Source organism: Corynebacterium tuberculostearicum SK141, assembly GCF_000175635.1.
Classification (GTDB): Bacteria; Actinomycetota; Actinomycetes; order Mycobacteriales; family Mycobacteriaceae; genus Corynebacterium; species Corynebacterium tuberculostearicum_C.
The window spans coordinates 74,350-96,546 of record NZ_ACVP01000037.1; the positions used below are offsets into that span (position 1 = coordinate 74,350).

The following is a 22,197-nucleotide window of genomic DNA, read 5'->3' on the forward strand; positions in this document are numbered from 1 at the left end:
AGGACAAATTAAGAGGCGCACAGCGGCAGGTTCAGCCGCTCCTCTTCAGCCTTATCGCCCCAGACCAGGAATGCGGACTGGGTGCCTTCCACGGCCATCACGTAGGTAGGAACATCCGCGGTGGTCTCAAAGCTTTGGATGGTGCACTGGTCATTGGAAAGCTCTACCGGTTCGGCGTCGGGAAGCACGGCATCGCGCTCCTCCACGCTGGGGTAGTAGGTCACGATGTAGTTGAACCCATCGCCCACGCAGGAAATCTTGGCCTCCTGGCCAGGCTCCGGCTCGCGCGAGGAGCACTTAGCCCCATCGAAGCCGTCCTGACCGCTGCGGGAGCCCACCAAGTCCGGGTACGCATCCGCAAGGTTTTGCTCTTTGTCATTCCAGCTGGGGTAGGACAGGAAGAACCACAGCGCGGCCGCAGCAGCGATCGCGGCCACCGCCAGCACCGTAATCAGCGCAATGAGCCCGCCCTTGCCCTTCTTCTTCGGGGCGGGTGCCATCGGTTGCTGCGGCTGCGCCATGGGCTGGGCCATCGGTTGCGGCTGTTGTGGTGGGGCAAACTGCTGCTGAGGGCGTGGCTCCGGCTCCTGCACGCGCGGAATCTGCGCGGTATCGAATTCGCGCTGCGGGCGCAGGTGAGCCACAACATCCTTGGCACTACCCGCATTGCCGGTGGGCTTATACTCCGGGCACTTGCGGGCAACAAGCTCTTCAAACGCCGCCACTGCATCGCCGTGCTCTTCGCCGGACGGACCGGCCGCAGCCAGCACCGAAACCTGGCGTTGCTTATCGACGCCCACCCGTGCCTCCCTTAGCCCATGCACCGCAAAATCTGCCCGCCCGCGGGAAACTAGGAAGTCCACCGCACCCGCCAGCGGACCGAAGACGTCGGCGGCCTCCTCGCGGCTGAGATCATTGGGAAGCTCAGAAAGCTGGGTTCCGGAAACCCCTTCGCGCACGATGAATTCCTGCCCGTCCGCGGTAGTGCCCGTGCCTACCAGCGGCGCGATGGCAGGGTGGTGCAACCCATGCAGTGCCGTGGATTTGTCCACCACGCCGGTAATTTCCGGCGCGAAGATTTCCACGCTCAGCTGCTGGTGCGTGTTTCCATCTTCGACCGCAAAGAGGGTAGACGATGGAGCCTCATCCAACACGGCCAATTCGTGCAGATTGTGCTGGGTGGCAAAGAACTCAGGAAGCTGGGGCACGGTCGCGACGTCCTTAAATCGTAGGGAGGGGCAGGGAACGATAAAACGATTCTAGATTACATGCCCATGCCCCTGTTCGCTACCGGCGTACACCCGTGTGAGCTGCGCATATGGTGGATTCTGGCGGTATTGCGGGCATCTGGGAACAAAACGGGAAATTATCGGCGGACTGCCGCGTTAGAGTGGGTATCACATTAGAAGCGAAAGTATAGGGGAATCATGTTCGAGAGGTTTACCGATCGTGCTCGCCGCGTCATTGTGTTGGCGCAGGAAGAAGCACGCATGCTTAACCACAATTACATCGGCACCGAGCACATCCTGCTCGGCCTTATCCATGAGGGCGAAGGCGTAGCCGCCAAGGCGCTGGAATCCATGGGTATCTCCCTGGAGGATGTCCGCCGCGAGGTCGAGGAAATCATCGGCCAAGGCAGCCAGCCGCATACCGGCCACATCCCCTTTACCCCACGCGCCAAGAAGGTGCTGGAGCTTTCCCTGCGCGAAGGCCTGCAGATGGGACACAAGTACATCGGTACTGAGTTCTTGCTATTGGGTCTCATTCGCGAGGGCGACGGCGTTGCCGCCCAGGTGCTGACCAAGCTCGGCGCCGACCTGCCGCGCGTGCGCCAGCAGGTTATCCAGCTGCTGTCCGGTTATGAGGGCGGCCAGCAGGAGGGTGGTTCCTCCAACGGCCAGGGCTCCGGTCCGGTCGGCGCGGGTGCTGGTGCAGGTGCCGGCGCGGGCGGCCGTGGCGGCTCCGGCGGTTCCGGCGAGCGTTCCAATTCCCTGGTGCTCGACCAGTTCGGCCGCAACCTCACTCAGGCCGCTAAGGACGGCAAGCTCGATCCGGTCGTTGGCCGTGAGTCCGAGGTAGAGCGCATCATGCAGGTGCTGTCTCGCCGTACGAAGAATAACCCGGTTCTCATCGGTGAGCCGGGCGTTGGTAAGACCGCCGTCGTTGAGGGCTTGGCGCTCGACATCGTCAACGGCAAGGTTCCGGAGACCCTCAAGGACAAGCAGCTTTACTCGCTCGACTTGGGCTCCCTGGTTGCCGGCTCCCGTTACCGCGGTGACTTTGAGGAACGCCTGAAGAAGGTGCTCAAGGAGATCAACCAGCGCGGCGACATCATCTTGTTCATCGATGAGATCCACACCCTGGTTGGTGCTGGTGCTGCTGAAGGCGCCATCGACGCAGCCTCGCTACTGAAGCCGAAGCTGGCTCGTGGCGAGCTGCAGACCATCGGTGCTACGACCCTTGAGGAATACCGCAAGCACATCGAGAAGGATGCCGCCCTGGAGCGCCGCTTCCAGCCAGTCAAGGTGGAGGAGCCTTCCCTGGATGACACCTTCTTGATCCTGAAGGGCCTGCGCGATAAGTACGAGGCGCACCACCGCGTGTCCTACACCGATGAGGCGCTGCATGCTGCAGCTTCCCTCTCGGACCGCTACATCAATGACCGTTTCTTGCCGGATAAGGCCGTTGACCTCCTCGATGAGGCTGGTGCTCGTATGCGCATCAAGCGCATGACCGCGCCGAAGGGCTTGCGCGAGGTCGATGACCGCATCGCTGAGGTCCGCAAGGAAAAGGAAGCGGCCATCGATGCCCAGGACTTTGAGAAGGCAGCCGGCCTGCGCGATAAGGAGCGCAAGCTGGGCGAGGAGCGCGCAGAGAAGGAAAAGCAGTGGCGCTCTGGCGACCTGGAGGAAATCGCCGAGGTAGGCGAGGACCAGATCGCCGAGGTTCTGGCGCACTGGACCGGCATCCCGGTGCTGAAGCTGACGGAGAAGGAATCCAACCGTCTGCTCAACATGGAAGAGGAGCTGCACAAGCGCATCATCGGCCAGGACGAGGCGGTCAAGTCCGTCTCCCGCGCCATCCGCCGCACCCGTGCGGGCCTCAAGGATCCGCGCCGCCCGTCCGGTTCCTTCATCTTCGCCGGCCCGTCCGGTGTGGGTAAGACTGAGCTGTCGAAGTCCCTGGCTAACTTCCTCTTCGGTTCGGATGATGACCTCATCCAGATCGACATGGGTGAGTTCCACGATCGCTTCACCGCTTCCCGCCTCTTCGGTGCCCCTCCGGGATACGTCGGCTACGAAGAGGGTGGCCAGCTGACCGAGAAGGTTCGCCGCAAGCCGTTCTCCGTCGTGCTTTTCGACGAGATCGAGAAGGCTCACAAGGAGATTTACAACACCCTCCTGCAGGTGCTGGAAGATGGCCGCCTTACTGACGGCCAGGGTCGCGTCGTCGACTTCAAGAACACCGTTCTCATCTTCACCTCGAACCTGGGCACCCAGGACATCTCGAAGCCGGTGGGCTTGGGCTTTACCGGTTCCTCCGAAAACGATTCGGATGCCCAGTACGACCGGATGAAGCAGAAGGTCAACGACGAGCTGAAGAAGCACTTCCGCCCAGAGTTCTTGAACCGTATCGATGACATCGTCGTCTTCCACCAGCTCACCCAAGAGCAGATTGTGGAGATGGTCGAGCTACTCATCGGCCGCGTGGCCAAGCAGCTGGATGAGCGCGATATGGGCATCGAGCTCACGCAGAAGGCCAAGGACCTCCTGGCTAAGCGAGGCTTTGACCCAGTCTTGGGCGCTCGTCCGCTGCGCCGCACCATTCAGCGCGAGATTGAGGATCAGCTCTCCGAGAAGATCCTCTTCGGCGAAATCGGCGCCGGTGAGATCATCACCGTCGACGTCGAGGGCTGGGACGGCGAGTCCAAGGACAACACGGGCGCAAAGTTCACCTTCAGCCCGCGCCCGAAGCCTCTGCCGGAGGACACCGAGGAGCCGCAGCTTGACGATGCCGAGGTGCGGGAAAACGACGCCGATTCCACCGATGCCGGCGAGCCCGACACCATCACCCCGGACGTTCCGGGCGATGGCGGCTCCACCGCCGCCGGAACCGACCTAGAGTCCGGCTCCGGTTCCGACTCCGATGACGACGGCCACAACCCGCCGCCAGCAGGCGCCGGCCAGCCGATGTAACTCGGGGCAAGGATTAAAGCCACCCAGCACTTCGCTTTCTGCGAGGCTGGGTGGCTTTTTCTGTGCAGTTCCGCGGGCTCGGACCCCATTTAGCCCGCGCAATCAGAAGATGCCGGTTTCCCGTCAAATCTTTTCCATGCCCAAAACCTACTGCGCAGTAGGAACGGTGGAAGTGGAATTGCTAAAATATATGCTTATGGGACTTCAGTATCGTTCAAGAAAAAAGACCGGCAAGAATAGCTGGATCAACGTCTCTGGATCCGGCGCGTCGATGTCTACCAAGGTAGGGCCGGTCACCTTCAATTCCCGCGGCGGCATGTGGGTGAACTTGCCGGGTGGATTCAATTTCCGCGGCCGTTGGCGTTAACCAGATCACACCTTCGGGATCGCGACCTGCGATTATAGCCGGCCATTATTAACCCCCTAAATAGGGAGGTGGAACAGGCCGGCGTCGGTTTGCTCGGCGAGGCCGTCGGCAAGCAGCGAAGCCAACGCCCGGGAGCGCTGCGCCGCATCGGGCCAGACCACGTCAATCTCGGACTGCGGCACCGGCCGCTCCGCCGCGCGCAGCACGTCCAGAATCTTGCCGCGCACCTGTCGGTCCGTGCCGACGAATTTTTGCACGCGCTTTTTCGCCCGTGCCTGCTCCTCTGCACTGGGCTGCGGCCGGCCAGCGAGCTGCCACGCACAGCTTGCGCGCAGCGGGCACTGCTCGCAGGAGGGGTTCTTCGCCGTGCACACTAGCGCTCCCAATTCCATGAGCGCGGCCGAAAAGCGCGGCCCATTATCGGCCGGCAGCAGCTCCGCTACGGCCGCCAACTCCCGCTTCGACGGTTGCGGCGCCAAGAACCTACCGTCCTCCGCGCGTGCATACACCCGGCGCACATTGGTATCGACCACCGGCACATTTACCCCATAGTGGAAGCAGGCCACGGCGCGTGCGGTGTAGTCACCGATGCCCGGCAGGCGCAGCAGCTCATCGACGTCCGCCGGCACCTCGCCCTCGCCAATGGCCGCCGCGCACTCCCACAGACGCAGCGCGCGCCGCGGATAGCCCAGCTTGCCCCAGGCGCGCAGGACCTCCGCCCGGGAGGCCTGGGCAAAGTCCGCCGGGGTGGGCCAGCGCCGCATCCATTCCTCCCACACCGGAGCCACGCGCGCGACCGGGGTTTGCTGGCTCATGACCTCGCTGAGCAGCACGCCCCACGCGCTCGTGCCAGGCCGGCGCCATGGCAGGTCGCGTTCATTGGCATCGAACCAGGAAAGAAGAGCTTGCGAATCCATCGTGGGAGATAGTCTAGGGCATTAGAATGTGGCCTATGCCTTTACGTAATGTTGCCCACGAACCGCAGGCCGTATGGGAGGCCCTTAAGGCGGGAAATCAGCGCGTACTGGACGGCGAGACCGTCGACGTACGCGAGATTTATAACCGCGAAGGCCTGACCCATGGCCAGGATCCCCGCGTGGTGGTCATTTCCTGTTCCGATTCCCGCGCCCCTATCGAGCACGTCTTCAATATCGGCTTCGGCGATGCCTTTGTCATCCGCACCGCGGGCCACATTCTTGACGACGCCGTCCTAGCCTCCCTCGACTACGCCCTCGCCGCCCTCAAGCCCAACCTTTTGGTGGTCCTCGGCCATCAATCTTGCGGCGCGGTGGGCGCGGCTACCGGCTTCGTTGGCGGCGGCGAGCTACCCACCGGCCTGCAGCGACCAATTATCGAGAAGGTTGCCGCCTCCGCCCTAGTGGCGGGCCCGAATGCCACGACTGACGACGTCGAGCGGGAACACACCCGCCAGACCGTCGCCCAGCTGGTGGCCAGCGTTCCCAACGTGCGCCGCCTGCTGGATGAGGGCGCCCTGGGCGTTATCGGCGCGCGCTACCTGCTGGAAGACTCCAGCGTGGAAACACTGCAGACCCTCGGCGTGAAGTAGCTCAGCCTGACACGCGGCGCGGGCTTAGCGCACCGGCCCGCACCCACCGCTTAAAATTGACAGCGTGACGCAGAAAAAGCCCCTACCTGAAGAGATCTACAAGCGCCGCCGCGTGGCGGCGCTCATCATCGTGCTCGTGCTGGCCGTGGTGCTGATCTGGGCGGCCGTGGCCGCCTTCGGGGGCAGTAGCGATGAGCCGGCCGATACCGCCGCCCCTGCGCCCACGCCGGAGCAGACCTCGTCTTCTGCCGCCCCGAAGACCTCCGAAGCCGCCTCGGAGACGGCTGCGGAGACCTCGGCCGAGGGGGCATCGGAAAGCAAGGCGGCCGAAAGCGAGCAGTTGAGCGCTGCGCCTGCAAGCTCCGAGGCGGCCAAGAAGACCTGCGACCTCGCGGACCTCCAGGTGCGCACCTCCATGCTGAACTACTCCGTGCCGGAGGGCGAGCTGCCGAAGTTCTTCATGACGGTCACCAACCCCACGGCCGCGGACTGCAAAATCGACCTAGATAAGAACCTGCTGCGCTTCGAGGTCTACAAGATGGCCGATAACCAGCGCGTGTGGTCCGATACGGATTGCTACGCCTCCGTGCAGACCGGCTCGCAGACCTTCCCGGCCGGCAAGGACGTGAAATTCGAGGCCGAATGGTCCCGCCAGGCTTCCAAGCCGGGCGAGTGCACCGACCGCCCCGCGGCCGAACCTGGGGCCTACTTCGCCCACACCGTCATCGGCGATAACTCCTCCCCGCCGCAGGACTTCACGCTGCGCTAGGCGCTACTTCGACACCGCGGCGATGGCCTGCCCCAGCGTCCCGGCCTGGTGCACACGCATGCCCTCTACCGGCTCGATATCCCCGCGTGGGACAATCGCGTGCTTGTAGCCCAGCCGCGCGGCCTCCATCAAGCGCCGCTCCACATTGGGCACCGGCCGCAACTCGCCGGCCAGGCCCACCTCGCCGATGACCACCGTCTTGGCCGGCAGCGGCTGCTCGTGCAGCGAGGACCACGTTGCCAGCGCCACCGCCAGATCCGTGGCGGTCTCCGTAATCCGCATGCCGCCCACCGTGGCGACATAAGCATCCTTATCGTTGGTGCGCTGGCCCGCACGCGCCTGCAGCACCGCGAGCACCATCGGCACGCGGTTGGAATCTAGCCCGGTCACCACGCGCCGCGGGTTCTTTGCCACCGGGTCCACCGTCAGCGCCTGCACCTCTGCGAGGATCGGCCGCACGCCGTCCATCGCGACCGTCACGGCCGAGCCATCCGGCGTCGTGCCGCGGTGCGAGAGAAACAGCCCGGAAGGGTCCGCGACTTCCCGAATGCCGCCGGCCGTCTGCTCGAAGCAACCCACCTCGTCGGTAGCGCCAAAGCGATTCTTGATGCCGCGCAGCATACGCAGGCTGGATTGGCGGTCGCCCTCGAAGTTCAAGACGACGTCGACAAGATGCTCCAGCACGCGCGGGCCGGCCACGTTGCCGTCCTTGGTCACGTGGCCCACCAGCAGCACCGGAATGCCGGTGGACTTCGCCAGCGAAGTCAGCGCGGCCGTTACCGCGCGCGATTGCGCCACGCCGCCCGATACGCCCTCCACCCCCACGGCGTGCATGGTCTGCACCGAATCGACGATGATGAGGCTCGGCTTGAGCTTATCCACGTGCCCAAAGACCGCATCCAAGTTGGACTCGGCCGCCAAGTACAGCGATTCCTGCAGCGCCCCGGTGCGCTCGGCGCGGGAGCGGACCTGGCCGGCGGATTCCTCGGCCGTCGCATAGAGCACGGTGCGGCCGAGCTGGGCCCACCGCGAGGCTACTTCCAGCAGCAGCGTGGATTTGCCCACGCCGGGCTCGCCGGCCATGAGCACCACTGAGCCGGGCACAATGCCGGTGCCTAGCACGCGGTCGAGCTCGCCGATGCCGGTGCGCACCGTCTTGGTCGCCTGCGCCCCAATCTTGGTAATCGGCTGCGCCGGGCTCGACGGCGCTACGCCCTTGCTTGCCGACGTCCCCGCTGTCCCAGGCCCTGCCACCACCGGCGCCCTTTCCTCCAACGTGCCCCAGGACCCGCAGTCGGGGCAGCGGCCGAGCCATTTCGGCGAGACGTAGCCGCATTCGGAACAGGTGTGGATGGGGCGAGATTTCTTGGCCATGGCCTCTAGCCTAAAACACGCAAACGCCCCCGGCCCGAAACGGGCTGGAGGCGAGACTTTGGGGCGGCGGGGCTTAGTTCTTTGGAGCCTCGGAGGAGTAGCCCTCGGAGGACTCGACGTCGCGGTCGAACTCGCCGGATTGCATCTGGGTGGCGGCAATGGTGGCGTCCACGTCGATGGAACCATTGGAGAATTCGAAGGTAACCGGGCGGCTGCCGGCGTAGCCGAAGTCATCGTTCTTCAGGGAGGTGGCGATGTACTGGACAGTCTCGGAATCCTGCTGGGTGGTCGCGTCCAGGTTCTTCTGGGAATCCGCGATGATGGACTGGTCGCGGTGCAGTGGCTGAGCCTTGTCCATCTCGACGCGCTGGCCGTCGACCTTGACGGACTCCAGGGAGATGACATCGGTGTCGTAGCCCTGGTTTACGGCGGTGAACTTCAGGGCAGCGGAGCCGTCCGGTTCTACCAGGATGGTGACATCGCGAACCGCAACCTTGTTGTCTTCCGTGCTTGCAGAAGCGCCATCGACCGCAGCCACCTTTTCGGCGGTCTGGGCGACCTGGCCCGCCGAGCAAGAAGCCAGCGCCAGAGCGGAGACGGCGGTTACGGAAATAATGGCACCGCGGCGGGCGGCGGACTTCAGGGACTGCACGTTGAGCATCCTCCATCAATTGCGATCACAGGGCTTGTCAACGCTTTAGCCTAGTCCCTTTGGCAATAAAGTACACAGTTAGTCCCAAACCGGGCGGGTAGACCGTGGGGGTATACGGGGGTATCCGCAGGCGGGGCGGCCGCTCGTGATAAAATGGCGGCCTTAGTCAACCGGGATAAATCGGGAACACAAGGAGTGGCAATGGAGTATAAGGTCGGCGAGGTCGTCGTCTACCCGCACCACGGTGCGGCCGTCATCGAGGACATCGAGACCCGCGAGATGGGTGGCGAGACGCTGGAATACCTGGTGCTGCACATCAACCAGTCCGACCTAGTCGTCCGCGTGCCCATCAAGAACGCCGATAACGTCGGCGTGCGCGACGTCGTGGGCAAGGAGGGCCTAGAAAAGGTCTTTTCCGTGCTGCGTGACGAGGACGTCGAAGAGGCTGGCAACTGGTCCCGCCGTTATAAGGCTAACCAGGAGCGCTTGGCCTCCGGCGATATCAATAAGGTCGCCGAGGTCGTTCGCGACCTATGGCGTCGCGACCAGGACCGTGGCCTTTCGGCCGGCGAGAAGCGCATGCTGGGCAAGGCCCGCACCATCCTGGTGGGCGAGCTCGCGCTGGCCAAGCCGGTCGACGAGAAGAAGGCCGACACCATGATGGAAGAGATCGATGCCACCATCGAGCGCCATCGCGCGGCCGGATTGGTAGACGATAAGTCCATCACCACCGATATCGACAACGACATCGATCTCGATGACCTCTCCTTCGACGACGAAGACTAAACCGCGCGTCATCGCGCTCATCGCGGCCGCCGGCCAGGGCACCCGCCTCGGTGCCGAGGTGCCCAAGGCTTATGTCGAGCTGCGCGGGCGCACCCTCCTGGAGCGCTCCGTACGCGCGCTGCTGGCCTCCGGCGTGGTCGATGAGGTCATTGTGCTGGTCAGCCCAGATATGGAACCCGAGGCCGCCCGCATCATCGGCCGCATCGACGCCGCGCCCATCCGCCTCGTGCACGGCGGCAGCGAGCGCGCCGATTCCGTGTGGGCCGGCCTCCAGGCAATCCCCGACGACGACGCCGTCGTGCTCATCCACGATGCAGCCCGGGCGCTGACTCCGCCGGTGATGGTGCGGGGCGTCGCTAAGCGTGTGCTCGAAGGCGCCCCCGCGGCCGTGCCCGTGGTTCCCGTGGCCGATACCATCAAGGAAGTCGCGGCCGACGCCGTAGTGAGCACTCCCGACCGCTCCCGCCTGCGCGCCGTGCAAACCCCGCAGGCCTTCCGCCTGTCCGCGCTGCGCCAGGCCAACCTCGATTATTGGGCCGAGCAGCCCGAATTCACCGCTACGGATGACGCCAGCCTCATGGAATGGCACGGCGAGCACGTGGCGACCGTGCCAGGCGATACCCTGGCGTTCAAAATCACCACGCCCATCGATCTCACCCTGGCCCACGCCCTGACTGAGGAGACCCATGACTAACCCGATTATCCCGCGTGTTGGCATCGCCACCGACGCCCACCAGATCGAGGCCGGCAAGGACTGCTGGATCGCCGGCCTGCTCTTCGAGGGCGATGCTGGCTGCGAGGGCCACTCCGATGGCGACGTGGTAGCGCACGCGCTTGTCGACGCCCTCTTATCCGCCTCCCACCTCGGCGACCTCGGCTCCTTCGTGGGCGTCGGCCGGCCCGAATACGACGGCGTATCCGGAGCGAAACTGCTGCGCGAATGCCGCGAACTCCTCGAATCCGAAGGCTTTATCATCGGCAACGCCGCAGCGCAGCTCATCGGCCAGACCCCCAAGATGGGCCCGCGCCGCGAAGAGGCCGAAGCGGTACTGAGCGAAATCCTTGGTGCCCCCGTGTCCGTCTCTGCCACCACGACGGACCATATGGGCTTTACCGGCCGTAAGGAGGGCCGCGCGGCGGTTGCCACGGCGGTAGTCTGGCGCGCCTAGCCCACCACACTAACCCCGCGCACGCGTCAATTAGACTGGGTGGCGTGAGTACTTTGCGCATTTATGACACAGCCACCCGCAGCCAACGCGATTTCGATCCGATTCGCCCCGGCCACGCCTCGATTTATCTGTGCGGCGCCACCCCGCAGGCCCAACCGCACATTGGGCATCTGCGTTCCGGTGTCGCCTTCGACATCCTGCGCCGCTGGCTGCTCGCCCAAGGCTATGACGTAGCCCTGGTGCGCAACGTCACCGATATCGATGACAAGATCCTCACCAAGGCGGCCGAGAATAATCGCCCCTGGTGGGAATGGGTGTCCACCTATGAGCGCGAGTTCACCAAGGCCTATAACACCCTGGGCGTTATCCCGCCTTCTGTCGAGCCGCGCGCAACCGGCTTTGTCACCCAGATGGTCGACTATATGCAACGGCTTATCGACGCCGGCTTTGCCTACCCCGCCGATGGCTCCGTCTACTTTGACGTTGCCGCGTGGACCAAGGCCGAAGGCTCCGATTATGGTTCGCTGTCCGGCAACAAGGTAGAGGAAATGGAACAGGGCGAGGGCGAGGATTCCGCCAAGCGCGGCGCGCAGGACTTTGCCCTGTGGAAGGCCGCGAAGCCGGGCGAGCCCAGCTGGCCTACCCCGTGGGGCGACGGCCGCCCTGGCTGGCACCTGGAGTGCTCGGCCATGTCCACCTATTATCTGGGCTCTAATTTCGATATCCACTGCGGCGGCCTAGACCTGCAGTTCCCGCACCACGAGAACGAAATCGCGCAGTCGCATGCGGCCGGCGATAAGTTCGCCAACTACTGGATGCACAACCACTGGGTGACGATGTCAGGCGAGAAGATGTCGAAGTCCCTGGGCAACGTGTTGTCCATTCCGAATATGCTGGAGCTGGTGCGCCCGGTGGAGCTGCGCTACTACCTGGGCTCGGCACACTACCGCTCCGTGCTGGAGTATTCCGAGACCGCGCTGACCGAGGCCGCCGCTGGCTACCGCCGCATCGAGGACTTCCTCGGCCACTTTGACGATCTGGAGCTTGGCGAGTGGACGCAGGGCTTTGCAGACGCGATGAATGATGACATCGCGGTGCCCAAGGCCCTGGCGGAAATCCACACCACCGTCCGCGCTGGCAATAAGGCGCTCGCGGCCGGCGATGAGGCCGAGGCACGCACGCTGGCTGGCCAGGTCCGCGCGATGGCGCACGTACTTGGTTTTGACCCGCTGGAGTGGGAAGATGGAGCGCAAGCTAGCGGGGCGGATGCCGCGCTGGATGCGCTGGTACACGCTGAGCTGGAGCGGCGCACCCAGGCGCGCGCGGATAAGGACTTCGCTACTGCCGACGCCGTCCGTGACCGCCTCGCGGCCGCCGGCATCACCATCACCGATACCCCAGACGGCCCGACCTGGTCGCTGGCGCAGCGTTAAGCACTCCGAAAGGACATAAATTATGGCACGTACCCACGGCCGCGGTGGCGCGGGAATCCGCAAGACCAATAAGAAGGGCGCAACCAAGGGCTCCGGCGGTCAGCGCCGCAAGGGCTTGGCCGGTAAGGGCCCGACGCCCAAGGCAGAGGACCGCATCTACCACGCCAAGCACAAGGCCAAGCTGGAGCGCGACCGCCGCAACTCCGGCCGCCACCAGAAAGAGACCGCCGAGATGGTCGTGGGCCGCAACCCGGTCATCGAGTGCCTGCACGCCAAGGTGCCGGCCACCACGCTCTACATCGTGGCCGGTACCCGCAACGACAAGCGACTGTCCGAGGCCGTGGCCATGTGCAATACCCGCAATATCCCCATCATCGAGGTGCAGCGCCACGAGATGGACCGCATGACCGGTAACGGCATGCACCAAGGCATCGGGTTGCAGATCCCGCCGTATAAGTACGCCGATGTCGATGAGCTCATCGCCCGTGCGGCCGAGAACGCACGCCCAGGCATGTTCGTCATCTTGGATAACATCACCGACCCGCGCAACCTCGGCGCGGTCATCCGCTCTGTGGCGGCCTTCGGCGGCGATGGCGTCATCATTCCTGAGCGCCGCTCCGCCTCCGTAACCGCGGTGGCGTGGCGTACCTCGGCCGGCACGGCGGCGCGCCTGCCGGTTGCCCGCGCGACGAATATCACCCGCACCGTGCAGCAATTCCAAAAGAGCGGCTACCAGGTCATCGGCCTAGACGCCGGCGGCGAGCACACGCTGGACACCTATAACGGCGCGACGGATCCCGTGGTCATCGTCATCGGCTCCGAGGGCAAGGGTATCTCCCGCCTCGTGCGCGAGAACTGCGACGTCATCATGTCCATTCCGATGACCGACTGGGTCGAGTCCCTCAATGCTTCCGTCGCGGCCGGTTCCGTGCTCTCCGAATTCGCACGCCAGCGCCGCGCGGCCCAGTAACCTCCGGCGAGGTTTCTAGTCGCTTTCCGCCCAGGGTGGCAGCCACTTAATGGTTCCATCCACCCTGGCCAGGCGGCCGCGCAGCGGCGGGGCGTTGGGATCATCGTCGTTGACGCCGTTGTGATACGGGCAGGCGATGGTGAGATTTTCGGGGTTGGTCTCGCCGCCGTGGCGCCACGCGGTGAGGTGGTGGACTTGGCATTCATCGGCGGGGTAATTGCACTGCGGCCACGGGCAGGTGGGGTTTTCCGCGGCGGCCATCGTGCGCTGCTTCGGCGAGGCGAGCCGCTCGCTGCGGTACAGGTTTACCGGGCCCCTCACGGGGTGGATCAAGGTGACGTAGCCGTGCGCGGTAAAGGCGCGGCGCACTAGGTCCGCGCCGGTCATTCGGGCACCATTGGTCAGCTGCAGGGTGATGTCATCGCCGGCGGTGTCGACGACGCGGTCGAGTTCGTCCAGGCGCAGCACCACATTGGTGGTCACGGCCGTGCGGGAAGCGGCGGCGTCGCCTTGAAAAATCTTGCGCACCGAATCGAGCGGGGCGTCCTTATCGAGCGCGGCGTGCATATCCGCGATGTCCGCAGACTTGCCGGTAATCGTCATGGTCCACGGCCCATCGGCGCGGCGGTAGAGCTTGACTCCGGGCTTGCGCTGCGGCGGACCTTTAATCTCGCGCACGCGCTTGCGCCCCTGCTTGTCGACGTCCGACGCATCCCCCTTCATCCCACACAGCTCCCGCCGCAGCGCCCAGGCCTGGCGCTTATTCTTCAGCTTGGTGGCGTGGCGCTCGATGGCCAGCAGCGCGGTGAGGCTGTGCTCGTTGGTGCGGGCCGCGGTGATGGATCCGCGCTGGAGGCGGCTAAAGGCGGTGGGGCCGAAGTAGGTATCGGCGAGGGCAAGCAGGCGGGCGGCGGTGGTGTCGGGGCAGCCGGCGTCGATAAGCGCGCGCTTAGTAAGGCCGTGGCAGTCGGCGATAATGTCCATGCCGGCGGCCAGGCCTGTCAAGAAATTCTGTAGCGCGTTCACGGCTCCACACGTTAAGTGCGGGTGCACGCCGGCGCGCGGTGCGTGGCGCGCAGCTGTGGATAACTAGGCCTGCGCGTCGTCGAGGCCGAAGAACTCACGGACTTTATCCACAGCGCGGAAGGAATCCGTATTTGGGCCTATGCGTGGGTCGGTTTTCATGCTAGAGGGAATCACGTGGCCGAGGCCCTCCATGGTCCACAGCTCGACGGGGAAATCGCCGTCGTATGCGGTGGCGGTGACATCCGCGGTGGGGTGGTAGTCGCGGGGTGGCTGGCAGCCATTGGCCAGCGCGAAGTGCTCGGCGGTGGCCGGGGCGGAAAGCACACGGCCGCGGGTGCGCTCGGCGTCCAGCCCGGCGACCCCGCCCTCGTATGGCGCGTACGGGTCGGCGGTGCCGTGGAAAAACAGCAGCGGCGTGGGCCGGTAGCCGGCCGGGTTGCTGGGCGCGTGGTTATCGCCCTCGCCCAGGGTGGAGGCGAAGATGCAAGCGCGGGTGAGGCTAAAGGGGGCGTCGAAAAGCAAGCGGAGCACCATCTGCCCGCCGTTGGAATAGCCGCAGGCAAAGGTACGGGCGGTGCCGAATTCGCGCTGCATCTCCTCGACGAGGTAGGCGGCGAAGGCAACGTCGTCCACGTTCTCCGCGCGGGCGGTGACGGGCAGGATGCTGCGGCAATCGTTGAAATGGCGGTCGACGCCGTCGGGGTAGACGAGGACGGTATTGGTGGCATCAGCAAGCTCGTCGAAGGTGCCGTTAGTAAAGCGGCGCATCACGTTTCCGGACTGCAGCGAGCCGTGGAAGAAGAGCAAGAGGTTCGGGCGCGGGCCGGGGTTATCCGGCGCGATGACGAGAAAGCGGCGGGTGCGGCCATCCACATCCGCGGTGCGGCGGTGTACGTGCATAGCCGCCCAGTCTAGTCGGCGTGGTGCTCTTCGGCGGTGCTGTGGCAGTCGGCGTGGAAGCGCTTTGCGGCGACCTCGTCGCGCACCGCCTTTTTATTGCGCTGCCAGCCAATGAGGCGGCACACCAGGTAAATGACAAAAGAAATCGTGGTAACAAAGACCGAGACCGGAAGGCCGGGCGCGAGCGATAAGACAAAGCCACCGACGGCCGAGACCTCGGCGAAAATGGTGGCCCACATGACCGCGCGCAGGGGCGAGGAGGTAATCTGCACGGCCGCCGCACCCGGGGTAATGAGCAGCGCCATGACGAGCAGCGAGCCGACGATTTGTACCGACTGCGCGGCCGCCAAGCCTACGAGCACGGCGAAGGCGACGGAAATGAAGCGGGTGGGTACGCCGGCGGCCTGGGCCATGACCGGGTCGGCCGAGGCGAAGAGCATGGGCCGCCACAGGATGGCTACGGCGGCGAGGATGACCACGGTGGTCGCGGCCAAGAGCCATACCGAGGCGGAAGAGACGCCGACGATCTGGCCGGTCAGCAGCGTCATCGCGGTATTCGCGTTGCCGGGGTAGAGGTGCAAAAACAGCACCGAGAGGCCCAAGCCAAAGCTCATGACCACGCCGATGGCGCTGTCTTGCTGGCCTTTGAATCCCAGTACGGCGAGGATGATGGCGGCCACGATGGCGCCGGCCACGGCGCCGAAGCCGAGGTTGAGGCCGAAAAGCAGTGCGGCGGAGGCACCCATGAGCGCGAGCTCGGAGGTGGCGTGGACGGAAAAGGACATCTGGCGCAACACGATGAGCGAGGTCATCACGCCGGACAGGATGCCCAGCAGCGCGGAGGCGATGAGCGAGGACTGTACAAAATCCACACTGAGCAAGTACTGGGTGTCTTCCATAAAGCTAGACAACGATGAGCCTCCCATCGACGTTTAAGACGTTGACCTTGGAACCGTAGAGCTCGGAAAGGACATCGGAGCGCATGACCTCATCCACGGTGCCGAAGGTATGGCCGCCGGGGGCGAGGTAGAGCACCTTATCGGTCACGCCGAGCACCGGGTTGATTCCGTGGGTGACAAACATGATGGAGGTGCCGCGCTCGCGGCGCAGCGCATCCAGCTTGTCCACGGTGGCCTGCTGGCGCGCCGGGTCGAGCGAGAGCAGCGGCTCGTCGGCGAGGATGAGCTCGGGGTCATTGGCCAGCGCCTGGGCCTGGCGGATAAGCTGCTGCTGGCCGCCGGAAAGCTGTCCGACGCGGCGGTCGCGCAGGCCGGTGGCACCGACCTCAGCGAGGAGCTCGTCGACGCGATGGCGGGGCGGGCGGCGGCGTCGGAAAGCGCCGTGTGCCAGGGAGAGCGAGACTAAGTCGCGGGCGCGCAGGGGCAGGTCGGCCGGGAACATGCGTTGTTGCGGGATGAAGCCGACGCGGCAGTTAACGTCGACGCTGCCGGCCGTGAGCTTGCGGGTTCCCAAGATGGTGCCGAGCAGGGTGGATTTGCCCACGCCGTTGGGGCCCAAAACGGCGATAAACTCGCCGCGGTCAACGGCGAGGTTAAGGCTGGACCACAGCGGGGCAACCGCTGCGTCATGAAAGTGGATGAGCACTAGAGCTTCCCCAGGGAATCGGTGACCTCGTCATAGTAGGTCCAGAATTCTTTGCCATCCGGCGGGGTTTCGCCGATTTCGACGATAGAGACGTCCGCATCCTCCGCGGCGGACTTGATGCGGCCGGCGGTATCGGTTTCGGTCTGCGGGTTAAAGATGAGCAGGTCTACCTTGTCTTCCTTGATGGCCTTGGTGAAAGCGGCGAGGTCGGCCGCGGTGGGCTCGCCCTCAGAAATGGTGGCCTTGCGGTAGCCCTCCGGGGTGACGTCCTTGCCGGAGGTGTACTTCATGATGTAGTCCGCAATCGGCTCGGTCTGCGCGTAGGAGAGATCGCCCGGCAGTTCCTTGAGCTTGTCGCGCAGGCGGTCGACGTGGGAATCCACGCGCTCGGTGCTGGCGTTGGCATCGGTATTGAGCTCGTTGATCTGGTCAGCGATATTTCCTGCGACCTCGTCGAGCGCGGCCGGGTCGTACCAAATGTGCTCGTTGCCCTCGATGTTGGTGACCTTCTCCGGGTCCTTCTTGGCGGTGGCCTTGGCGGCGTCGATGGTCATGACATTGGGGTCATCGGCCAGCTTGCCGTGGTCGGTGAGCGGCAGGGCGGAGACGATGTTGTCCTGATCGGAAACGGCCTGGTAAATCCAGGAATCGTAGCCGCCGCCGTTGACCACGAGCAGGTCCGCGTCCTCGGCCTTGGCGATATCGGCCGCGGAAGGCTCGAAGTGGTGCGGGTCAACGCCGTTGCCCTCGACGATGGGTTTGACCTCGATGTCCACGCCGGAGGCGGTATCGGCCACGGCTTGGGCGACGTCGGCCCAGATGGAGGTGGACGCGACGATGGAAATCTTCTTCTGGGCGCCCGGCTCGGCGGCCGAGTCCTCGGTGTCGGAAGAGCAGGCGGTGGCGGTCAGCAGGAGGCCACCGGCCGCGAGGAGGGCTGCGGATGCGCGAAGTGAGGTATGCATAGTTTCCAGTGTGCGTTTGATGGGAACCATTGTCAATTGAATATGTATTGAAAATACGGCCGCAGGGTATGCTTGCGGTCATGGTGAAACGCAGCCCCACCCGCAAGACGCTGGCCTCGCTGGCCGCCGAGCTGGGTGTTTCGCGCACGACGGTCTCCAATGCCTATAGCCGGCCGGATCAGCTTTCGGCCGCAACGCGCGAGCGCATCCTGGCGGCGGCGAAGGCGCGCGGGTACCCCGGGCCGGACCCCACGGCCCGCAGCCTGCGCACCCGCCGCGCGGGCTCGGTGGGCGTGCTGCTGACCGAGCACCTGTCCTATGCCTTCGAGGACATGGCCTCGGTGGATTTCCTGGCCGGCATGGCAGAAGCCTCGGCCGGCGCGCAGACCACGCTCACCCTCATCCCCGCCGGCCCGGAGGGCGAGGCGGAGGCGGCCAGCCTGGTGGGCTCGGCCGCGGTGGATGGCTTTGTGGTCTACTCCGTGGCGGCCGGGGACGCCTACCTCGAGGCGGCGCGCGGCCGCGGGCTGCCGGTGGTGGTCTGCGATCAGCCGACGGATTCGGGCCTGCCGTTCGTGGGCATCGATGACCGCGCGGCGATTGCCCCGGCCGCCCGCGCGCTGGTGGAGGCCGGCCACCGCAAGATCGGCGTGCTGGCGATTCGCCTCAAGCGCGAGCGCCACGATGGCCCCATTTCGTGGGGTGAGCTCCAGGGCGCCGATATGCACGTGCAGCGCGCCCGGGTCATGGGAGCCATGGACGTCTTTGCACAGGCGGGCATCGCGCCCGAGACCGTGCCCGTGGTTACCCAGCACATCAACGATGCGCAGACCACGCGTGCGGCCGCGCAGTTGCTTCTCGACGCCCACCCAGACCTCACCGCCGTCCTGTGCACCACCGACTCCATGGCGCTGGGCGTGATGACCTATGCGCGCGAGCGGAGCATCGACGTCCCCGGCGAGCTGTCCGTTACCGGCTTCGACGGCATTGATGCGGCGCAGCGCCTTGGCTTGACGACGATCGTCCAGCCCAATAAGGCCAAGGGCGCGGCCGCCGGCCACATGCTCGCCAAGCTTATCGCCGGCGCGGAGGGCTCGGACGCGAGCGAAGCCGCGATGCTACGGCGCGTGCTGCAGACCAGCTTCGCGGCCGGGCGGACGGTGGCTCCGCCGCGCTAGGTGCCGCTTCGCTAGGCAGCGGCGCGTTAGGCAGCGCCGCCGTTGTCGGGGCGGCCGACATGGGCCGCGCGGGCGGCGGCGAGCTCGGTGAGGAAGTGGGCGACGGCGTCGACGTCGGCAAGCTGCACTACGGCCGACGTATCGCCCTCGCCGACCTTGACGCCAACGTCTGGCGGCTGGTGCAGGGCGCGGAAACCGTCCTCATCGGTGACGTCATCGCCCAAGAAGACCATGGCGGTGGCTCCGGTGCGCTCGCGCAGGTTCTCAATCCACGTGCCCTTGGTGGCCTGGGTGGCGGAGAACTCCACCACGGACTTGCCGGCCGTGCGGGGGAAGCCGCTCGGATCGAGCGCGAGGGCGGCTTCATAGGCTTGGGCGGCAGCTTCTGGATCGGAATCCTCGAGCGCGCGCAGGTGCAATACGCGCTGGAAGGGTTTGACCTCGATATCCGCGCCGGGGAAGCGCTCCATGATCGCGCGGATCTCGGCTTCCTTGGTGGCGAGGTGCTCGCGCATCGCGGGGGTCAGTTCCGTGTCCTCCCACGAGGACTCGGCGCCGTGGGAGCCGCCGAAGAGAACGGGCTCGCGCAGAGGGCACACGCGCTTGAGGCCTTCGAGGTGGCGGCCGGAGAGCACGGCCGCGGTGGTGTCCGGCAGGTGGGCCAGTTTATCCAGGGCGCGCAGTGATTCCTGGTTCATTTCGACCTCATAGATGGCCGTGGCGAAGGGGGAGAGCGTGCCGTCGAAATCCGAGACCACCGCGAGGTGCTCGGCGGCGGCAAGGGCCTTGATGGCAGTTGAAAGCGTCATGGCCTCCAGCCTACGCAATTAACCGCCCAGGGAAACCAACTTGATAGACGGCGAGTCCACCTCATCGGTGACCAGTTCCAAGACGAGCTGGTTATTGGAATTGACGGTGTAGTGAAAATCGTGGTCCGCGGAAATCAGGTTGCGCAGCAGGTTATCGGCCCACACGGACGCGCCGTGGCAATCTTCGGCGGTCTCGTCAAACTCCACCTCATCGAAGTGGAGGCGGTTGCCCTCGCGGATGTTTTGGCGCTCATCATCGGCGGAATAGGTCACCTTGCCCACCATTTGGGCGCACCCGGTGGTGCCCACCATCGTGGATTGGCCAAAACTCAACGTGGGTGCCTGCGGGATGGATTCCGGGATGGTGGAGGCGGCATCCGGGGTGGTGTTGATGGAGACTACCTGCCACTGCTTATCCAAGATCTGCTCATCGCCAGGGGCTTGGGGCTCCTCGTCGCCGGAGCCGCAGCCGGCCAGTAATGCGGCGGCGCAGGTCGCGGCAATGGGCACTGCGGCCAGGCGGGGAAAGCGAGACATCATGCGCCCGCCCCCTGTTCTTCTGCTTGGCGCAGGCAGCCCAGGAAGGACTGGGACCATAGCTGCACGTCGTGCTCGGTGACCTGCTGGTGCATGGTGAGCATGCGCTGGGTCATGGTTGAGGGGGCGTCGTCAAGCGCCTTGAGCGCGTTGAGCAAGGCGGCCTTGACGGACTCGATATCGAAGGGATTGCACAGGTAGGCCTGGTTGAGCTCATCGGCCGCGCCGGCGAACTCGGAGAGCACCAGCGCGCCCGAGCCATCGTCGTGGCAGGCCACGTATTCCTTGGCCACCAGGTTCATGCCGTCCTTGAAGGGAGTGACCAGCATGACATCGGCCATGCGGTAGTAGCAGCGCAGGAGGCTCTTTGCCACGCCCCGGTGCTGGTAGTGCACCACCGGGTGGCCCACGCGGGCAAAGCGGCCGTTAATGCGGCCGACGGCCTCTTCCACCTTGGAGCGGGTGGCCTTGTAGTGGTCGAGGCGCTCGCGCGACGGCGTGGCGAGCTGCACCAGCGTCACCTCCTCCGGGTCGAGCGCGCCGGTGTCCAGCAGCTCCTCAAAGGCGGTCAGCCGCTGCAGGATGCCTTTGGTGTAATCGAGACGATCCACGCCCAAAATAATGCGTTGGGGTGAGCCCAACTCTTTACGCAGCTTGGCGACGTCCCCCTTCTCCTCTCCAGTGAACGCGGCAAAGTCTTTCGCGGCGATGGAAATGGGGAAGGCGCCCACGCCGATGGTGCGCCCCTGCGGCAGGCGAATATGCGCGGTGACCTCGCGGGTGCTGGCCTCGCCTTGTACGTCGAGGCCCTGGCGGCGGGCAAGCTCCAAGAAGTTGCGGGCATTGGCCTCCAGGTGGAAGCCGATGAGGTCTGCGCCAAGTAGCCCGCGCACGAGCTCCTCGCGCCAGGGCAGCTGGCGGAAAAGATCGGCAGAAGGGAAGGGGATGTGCAGGAAGAATCCGATGGTGAGATCCGGGCGCTTTTGGCGCAGGATGCCGGGCAAAAGCTGCAGCTGGTAGTCCTGTACCCACACGGTGGCGCCCTCGGCGGCGACCTCGGCTACCTCGTCTGCGAAACGCAGGTTGACCTCGCGATAGGCGTGCCACCAATCGCGGTCATAGGTAGGGGTGACGATGAGATCGTGGTAGAGCGGCCACAGGGTGGCATTAGAAAAACCCTCATAAAAGCCCTCGAAATCGGACTCGGTGAGCTTGACCGGGTGCAGCAGCACGCCGGCATCGGTGCGGAAGGGCTCTGGTGCGGCATCGGCCACACCGGGCCAGCCCACCCAGCACCCCTGGTGCGATTCGAGGACTGGAGACAAGGCGGTGACCAGACCGCCCGGTGAGGGCGTCCAGGTATGGCTGCCATCGGGCCGGGTTTCTAGATCTACCGGCAGGCGGTTGGCCACCACCACGAAGTCATTGCCACGCTCACTCATGGTGCAAGAATAACTTAAGACTTCTTGGTGGACTTCTTCGTTGCCTTCTTGGAGGCCTTCTTCGTCGCCTTTTTGGTGGCCTTCTTTGTAGCCTTCTTGGTCGACTTCTTCGTCGATTTCTTGGTGGACTTCTTCGTCGACTTCTTCGTGGCCTTCTTGCTGGATTTCTTGGTCGACTTCTTTGGAGCGGCGTCGGCCTGCTCCGCCAGCACCTTCTTGTGCACCAGGCCCTTTGGCTCCACGCCCAGCATGGACATCAGGGTCACGCCGTCGAGGAAGTCCTGCGCATAGGTGGCCACGATGCGGCGGGCTGCGCGGGAGGTCTCCTCCTCAAGGGCGTGATTCTGGTCAGCCTGTGGGTGGGTGTCTTGGACCTTGGGTGGCACGACGTGTCCTCCTGAACGTTGTGGAAACTACTTAAGCGCTTGCAAGAAAAGCTATCAGAGCAAATA

23 protein-coding genes are annotated in these 22,197 nt (G+C 64.9%); 10 read left to right on the forward strand and 13 right to left on the reverse strand.

Annotated elements, in window-relative coordinates; genetic code table 11:
* Nucleotides 1–8: 8 nt before the first annotated feature.
* Nucleotides 9–1,208, reverse strand: coding sequence for a hypothetical protein (locus tag CORTU0001_RS10830; protein ID WP_005329936.1), 1,200 nt, complete (start codon nt 1,206–1,208; stop codon nt 9–11).
* Nucleotides 1,209–1,427: 219 nt separating this feature from the next.
* Between CORTU0001_RS10830 and CORTU0001_RS10835 the strand changes: the two genes are divergently transcribed.
* Both CORTU0001_RS10835 and CORTU0001_RS10840 read left to right on the forward strand, forming a co-directional pair.
* Nucleotides 1,428–4,196, forward strand: a complete 2,769-nt coding sequence (locus CORTU0001_RS10835) for an ATP-dependent Clp protease ATP-binding subunit (protein WP_005329940.1) — start codon at nt 1,428–1,430, stop codon at nt 4,194–4,196.
* A 196-nt stretch (nt 4,197–4,392) separates the two neighbouring features.
* Complete coding sequence (locus tag CORTU0001_RS10840) at nt 4,393–4,563, forward strand: DUF4236 domain-containing protein (protein ID WP_080970400.1); 171 nt, start codon at nt 4,393–4,395, stop codon at nt 4,561–4,563.
* A 56-nt stretch (nt 4,564–4,619) separates the two neighbouring features.
* Here CORTU0001_RS10840 and CORTU0001_RS10845 read toward each other — a convergent pair whose 3' ends face one another.
* Nucleotides 4,620–5,480 carry an HhH-GPD family protein gene (locus tag CORTU0001_RS10845; protein WP_005329955.1) on the reverse strand — a complete coding sequence of 287 codons (861 nt, stop codon included), beginning with the start codon at nt 5,478–5,480 and terminating at the stop codon, nt 4,620–4,622.
* 35 nt (nt 5,481–5,515) lie between these two features.
* Here CORTU0001_RS10845 and CORTU0001_RS10850 point away from each other — a divergent pair, with 35 nt between their 5' ends.
* Together CORTU0001_RS10850 and CORTU0001_RS10855 are read left to right on the forward strand one after the other, a co-directional pair.
* Nucleotides 5,516–6,130: a carbonic anhydrase gene (locus CORTU0001_RS10850; protein WP_005329958.1), complete on the forward strand. Its 615-nt coding sequence runs from the start codon at nt 5,516–5,518 to the stop codon at nt 6,128–6,130.
* Nucleotides 6,131–6,194: 64 nt separating this feature from the next.
* Nucleotides 6,195–6,899, forward strand: a complete 705-nt coding sequence (locus CORTU0001_RS10855; RefSeq protein ID WP_005329961.1) for a flagellar basal body-associated FliL family protein — start codon at nt 6,195–6,197, stop codon at nt 6,897–6,899.
* A 3-nt stretch (nt 6,900–6,902) separates the two neighbouring features.
* Here CORTU0001_RS10855 and radA read toward each other — a convergent pair whose 3' ends face one another.
* The gene (gene radA / locus CORTU0001_RS10860) at nt 6,903–8,273 is read right to left on the reverse strand and encodes a DNA repair protein RadA (RefSeq protein WP_005329963.1); all 1,371 of its coding nucleotides are present in this window, start codon (nt 8,271–8,273) and stop codon (nt 6,903–6,905) included.
* Between the two features lie 73 nt (nt 8,274–8,346).
* The gene (locus CORTU0001_RS10865; protein ID WP_005329965.1) at nt 8,347–8,934 is read right to left on the reverse strand and encodes a hypothetical protein; all 588 of its coding nucleotides are present in this window, start codon (nt 8,932–8,934) and stop codon (nt 8,347–8,349) included.
* 192 nt (nt 8,935–9,126) lie between these two features.
* On the opposite strand from CORTU0001_RS10865, the gene CORTU0001_RS10870 reads away from it, so the two are divergent.
* From CORTU0001_RS10870 to rlmB, 5 genes are read left to right on the forward strand one after another with little or no spacing between them, the layout of a single operon-like run.
* Complete coding sequence (locus CORTU0001_RS10870) at nt 9,127–9,711, forward strand: CarD family transcriptional regulator (RefSeq protein ID WP_005325718.1); 585 nt, start codon at nt 9,127–9,129, stop codon at nt 9,709–9,711.
* On the forward strand, nt 9,683–10,405 hold the full coding sequence (gene ispD, locus CORTU0001_RS10875; protein WP_005329966.1) for a 2-C-methyl-D-erythritol 4-phosphate cytidylyltransferase: 723 nt from the start codon (nt 9,683–9,685) through the stop codon (nt 10,403–10,405). Before CORTU0001_RS10870 ends, ispD begins: the two co-directional genes overlap by 29 nt.
* Nucleotides 10,398–10,880 carry a 2-C-methyl-D-erythritol 2,4-cyclodiphosphate synthase gene (gene ispF / locus CORTU0001_RS10880; protein WP_005329967.1) on the forward strand — a complete coding sequence of 161 codons (483 nt, stop codon included), beginning with the start codon at nt 10,398–10,400 and terminating at the stop codon, nt 10,878–10,880. Before ispD ends, ispF begins: the two co-directional genes overlap by 8 nt.
* A 44-nt stretch (nt 10,881–10,924) precedes the next feature.
* Nucleotides 10,925–12,313, forward strand: coding sequence for a cysteine--tRNA ligase (cysS, locus tag CORTU0001_RS10885; protein ID WP_005329969.1), 1,389 nt, complete (start codon nt 10,925–10,927; stop codon nt 12,311–12,313).
* Between the two features lie 22 nt (nt 12,314–12,335).
* The gene (gene rlmB / locus CORTU0001_RS10890; RefSeq protein ID WP_005329975.1) at nt 12,336–13,283 is read left to right on the forward strand and encodes a 23S rRNA (guanosine(2251)-2'-O)-methyltransferase RlmB; all 948 of its coding nucleotides are present in this window, start codon (nt 12,336–12,338) and stop codon (nt 13,281–13,283) included.
* A gap of 15 nt (nt 13,284–13,298) precedes the next feature.
* On the opposite strand, the gene CORTU0001_RS10895 is transcribed toward rlmB, so the two are convergent.
* The 5 genes from CORTU0001_RS10895 to CORTU0001_RS10915 form a co-directional block, all read right to left on the reverse strand.
* Nucleotides 13,299–14,309 (reverse strand): HNH endonuclease signature motif containing protein, encoded by a 1,011-nt coding sequence (locus tag CORTU0001_RS10895; RefSeq protein WP_005329977.1) that lies wholly within the window; start codon nt 14,307–14,309, stop codon nt 13,299–13,301.
* A gap of 63 nt (nt 14,310–14,372) precedes the next feature.
* A complete protein-coding gene (locus CORTU0001_RS10900) occupies nt 14,373–15,209 on the reverse strand; it encodes a CE1 family esterase (protein ID WP_005329978.1) in 837 nt (278 codons plus the stop codon).
* Between the two features lie 11 nt (nt 15,210–15,220).
* Nucleotides 15,221–16,135 (reverse strand): metal ABC transporter permease, encoded by a 915-nt coding sequence (locus CORTU0001_RS10905; protein WP_208853870.1) that lies wholly within the window; start codon nt 16,133–16,135, stop codon nt 15,221–15,223.
* Entirely contained in the window at nt 16,113–16,814 is a 702-nt protein-coding gene (locus tag CORTU0001_RS10910) for a metal ABC transporter ATP-binding protein (RefSeq protein ID WP_005329980.1), read from the reverse strand. Before CORTU0001_RS10910 ends, CORTU0001_RS10905 begins: the two co-directional genes overlap by 23 nt.
* A complete protein-coding gene (locus CORTU0001_RS10915) occupies nt 16,814–17,779 on the reverse strand; it encodes a metal ABC transporter solute-binding protein, Zn/Mn family (RefSeq protein WP_239236026.1) in 966 nt (321 codons plus the stop codon). The genes CORTU0001_RS10910 and CORTU0001_RS10915 overlap by 1 nt, the downstream gene beginning before the upstream one ends.
* 80 nt (nt 17,780–17,859) lie before the next feature.
* Here CORTU0001_RS10915 and CORTU0001_RS10920 point away from each other — a divergent pair, with 80 nt between their 5' ends.
* Complete coding sequence (locus tag CORTU0001_RS10920; protein ID WP_208853871.1) at nt 17,860–18,957, forward strand: LacI family DNA-binding transcriptional regulator; 1,098 nt, start codon at nt 17,860–17,862, stop codon at nt 18,955–18,957.
* Nucleotides 18,958–18,983: 26 nt separating this feature from the next.
* On the opposite strand, the gene otsB is transcribed toward CORTU0001_RS10920, so the two are convergent.
* Genes otsB through CORTU0001_RS10940 form a run of 4 tightly spaced genes read right to left on the reverse strand, consistent with a single transcriptional unit; the run spans nt 18,984 to nt 22,131 of the window.
* The gene (gene otsB / locus CORTU0001_RS10925; RefSeq protein ID WP_005329982.1) at nt 18,984–19,766 is read right to left on the reverse strand and encodes a trehalose-phosphatase; all 783 of its coding nucleotides are present in this window, start codon (nt 19,764–19,766) and stop codon (nt 18,984–18,986) included.
* A gap of 18 nt (nt 19,767–19,784) precedes the next feature.
* Nucleotides 19,785–20,306 (reverse strand): META domain-containing protein, encoded by a 522-nt coding sequence (locus CORTU0001_RS10930; RefSeq protein ID WP_005325746.1) that lies wholly within the window; start codon nt 20,304–20,306, stop codon nt 19,785–19,787.
* The gene (locus tag CORTU0001_RS10935) at nt 20,303–21,745 is read right to left on the reverse strand and encodes an alpha,alpha-trehalose-phosphate synthase (UDP-forming) (RefSeq protein WP_005329983.1); all 1,443 of its coding nucleotides are present in this window, start codon (nt 21,743–21,745) and stop codon (nt 20,303–20,305) included. The genes CORTU0001_RS10930 and CORTU0001_RS10935 overlap by 4 nt, the downstream gene beginning before the upstream one ends.
* A 14-nt stretch (nt 21,746–21,759) precedes the next feature.
* Nucleotides 21,760–22,131: a hypothetical protein gene (locus CORTU0001_RS10940; protein ID WP_005329985.1), complete on the reverse strand. Its 372-nt coding sequence runs from the start codon at nt 22,129–22,131 to the stop codon at nt 21,760–21,762.
* Between the last annotated feature and the right edge of the window lie 66 nt (nt 22,132–22,197).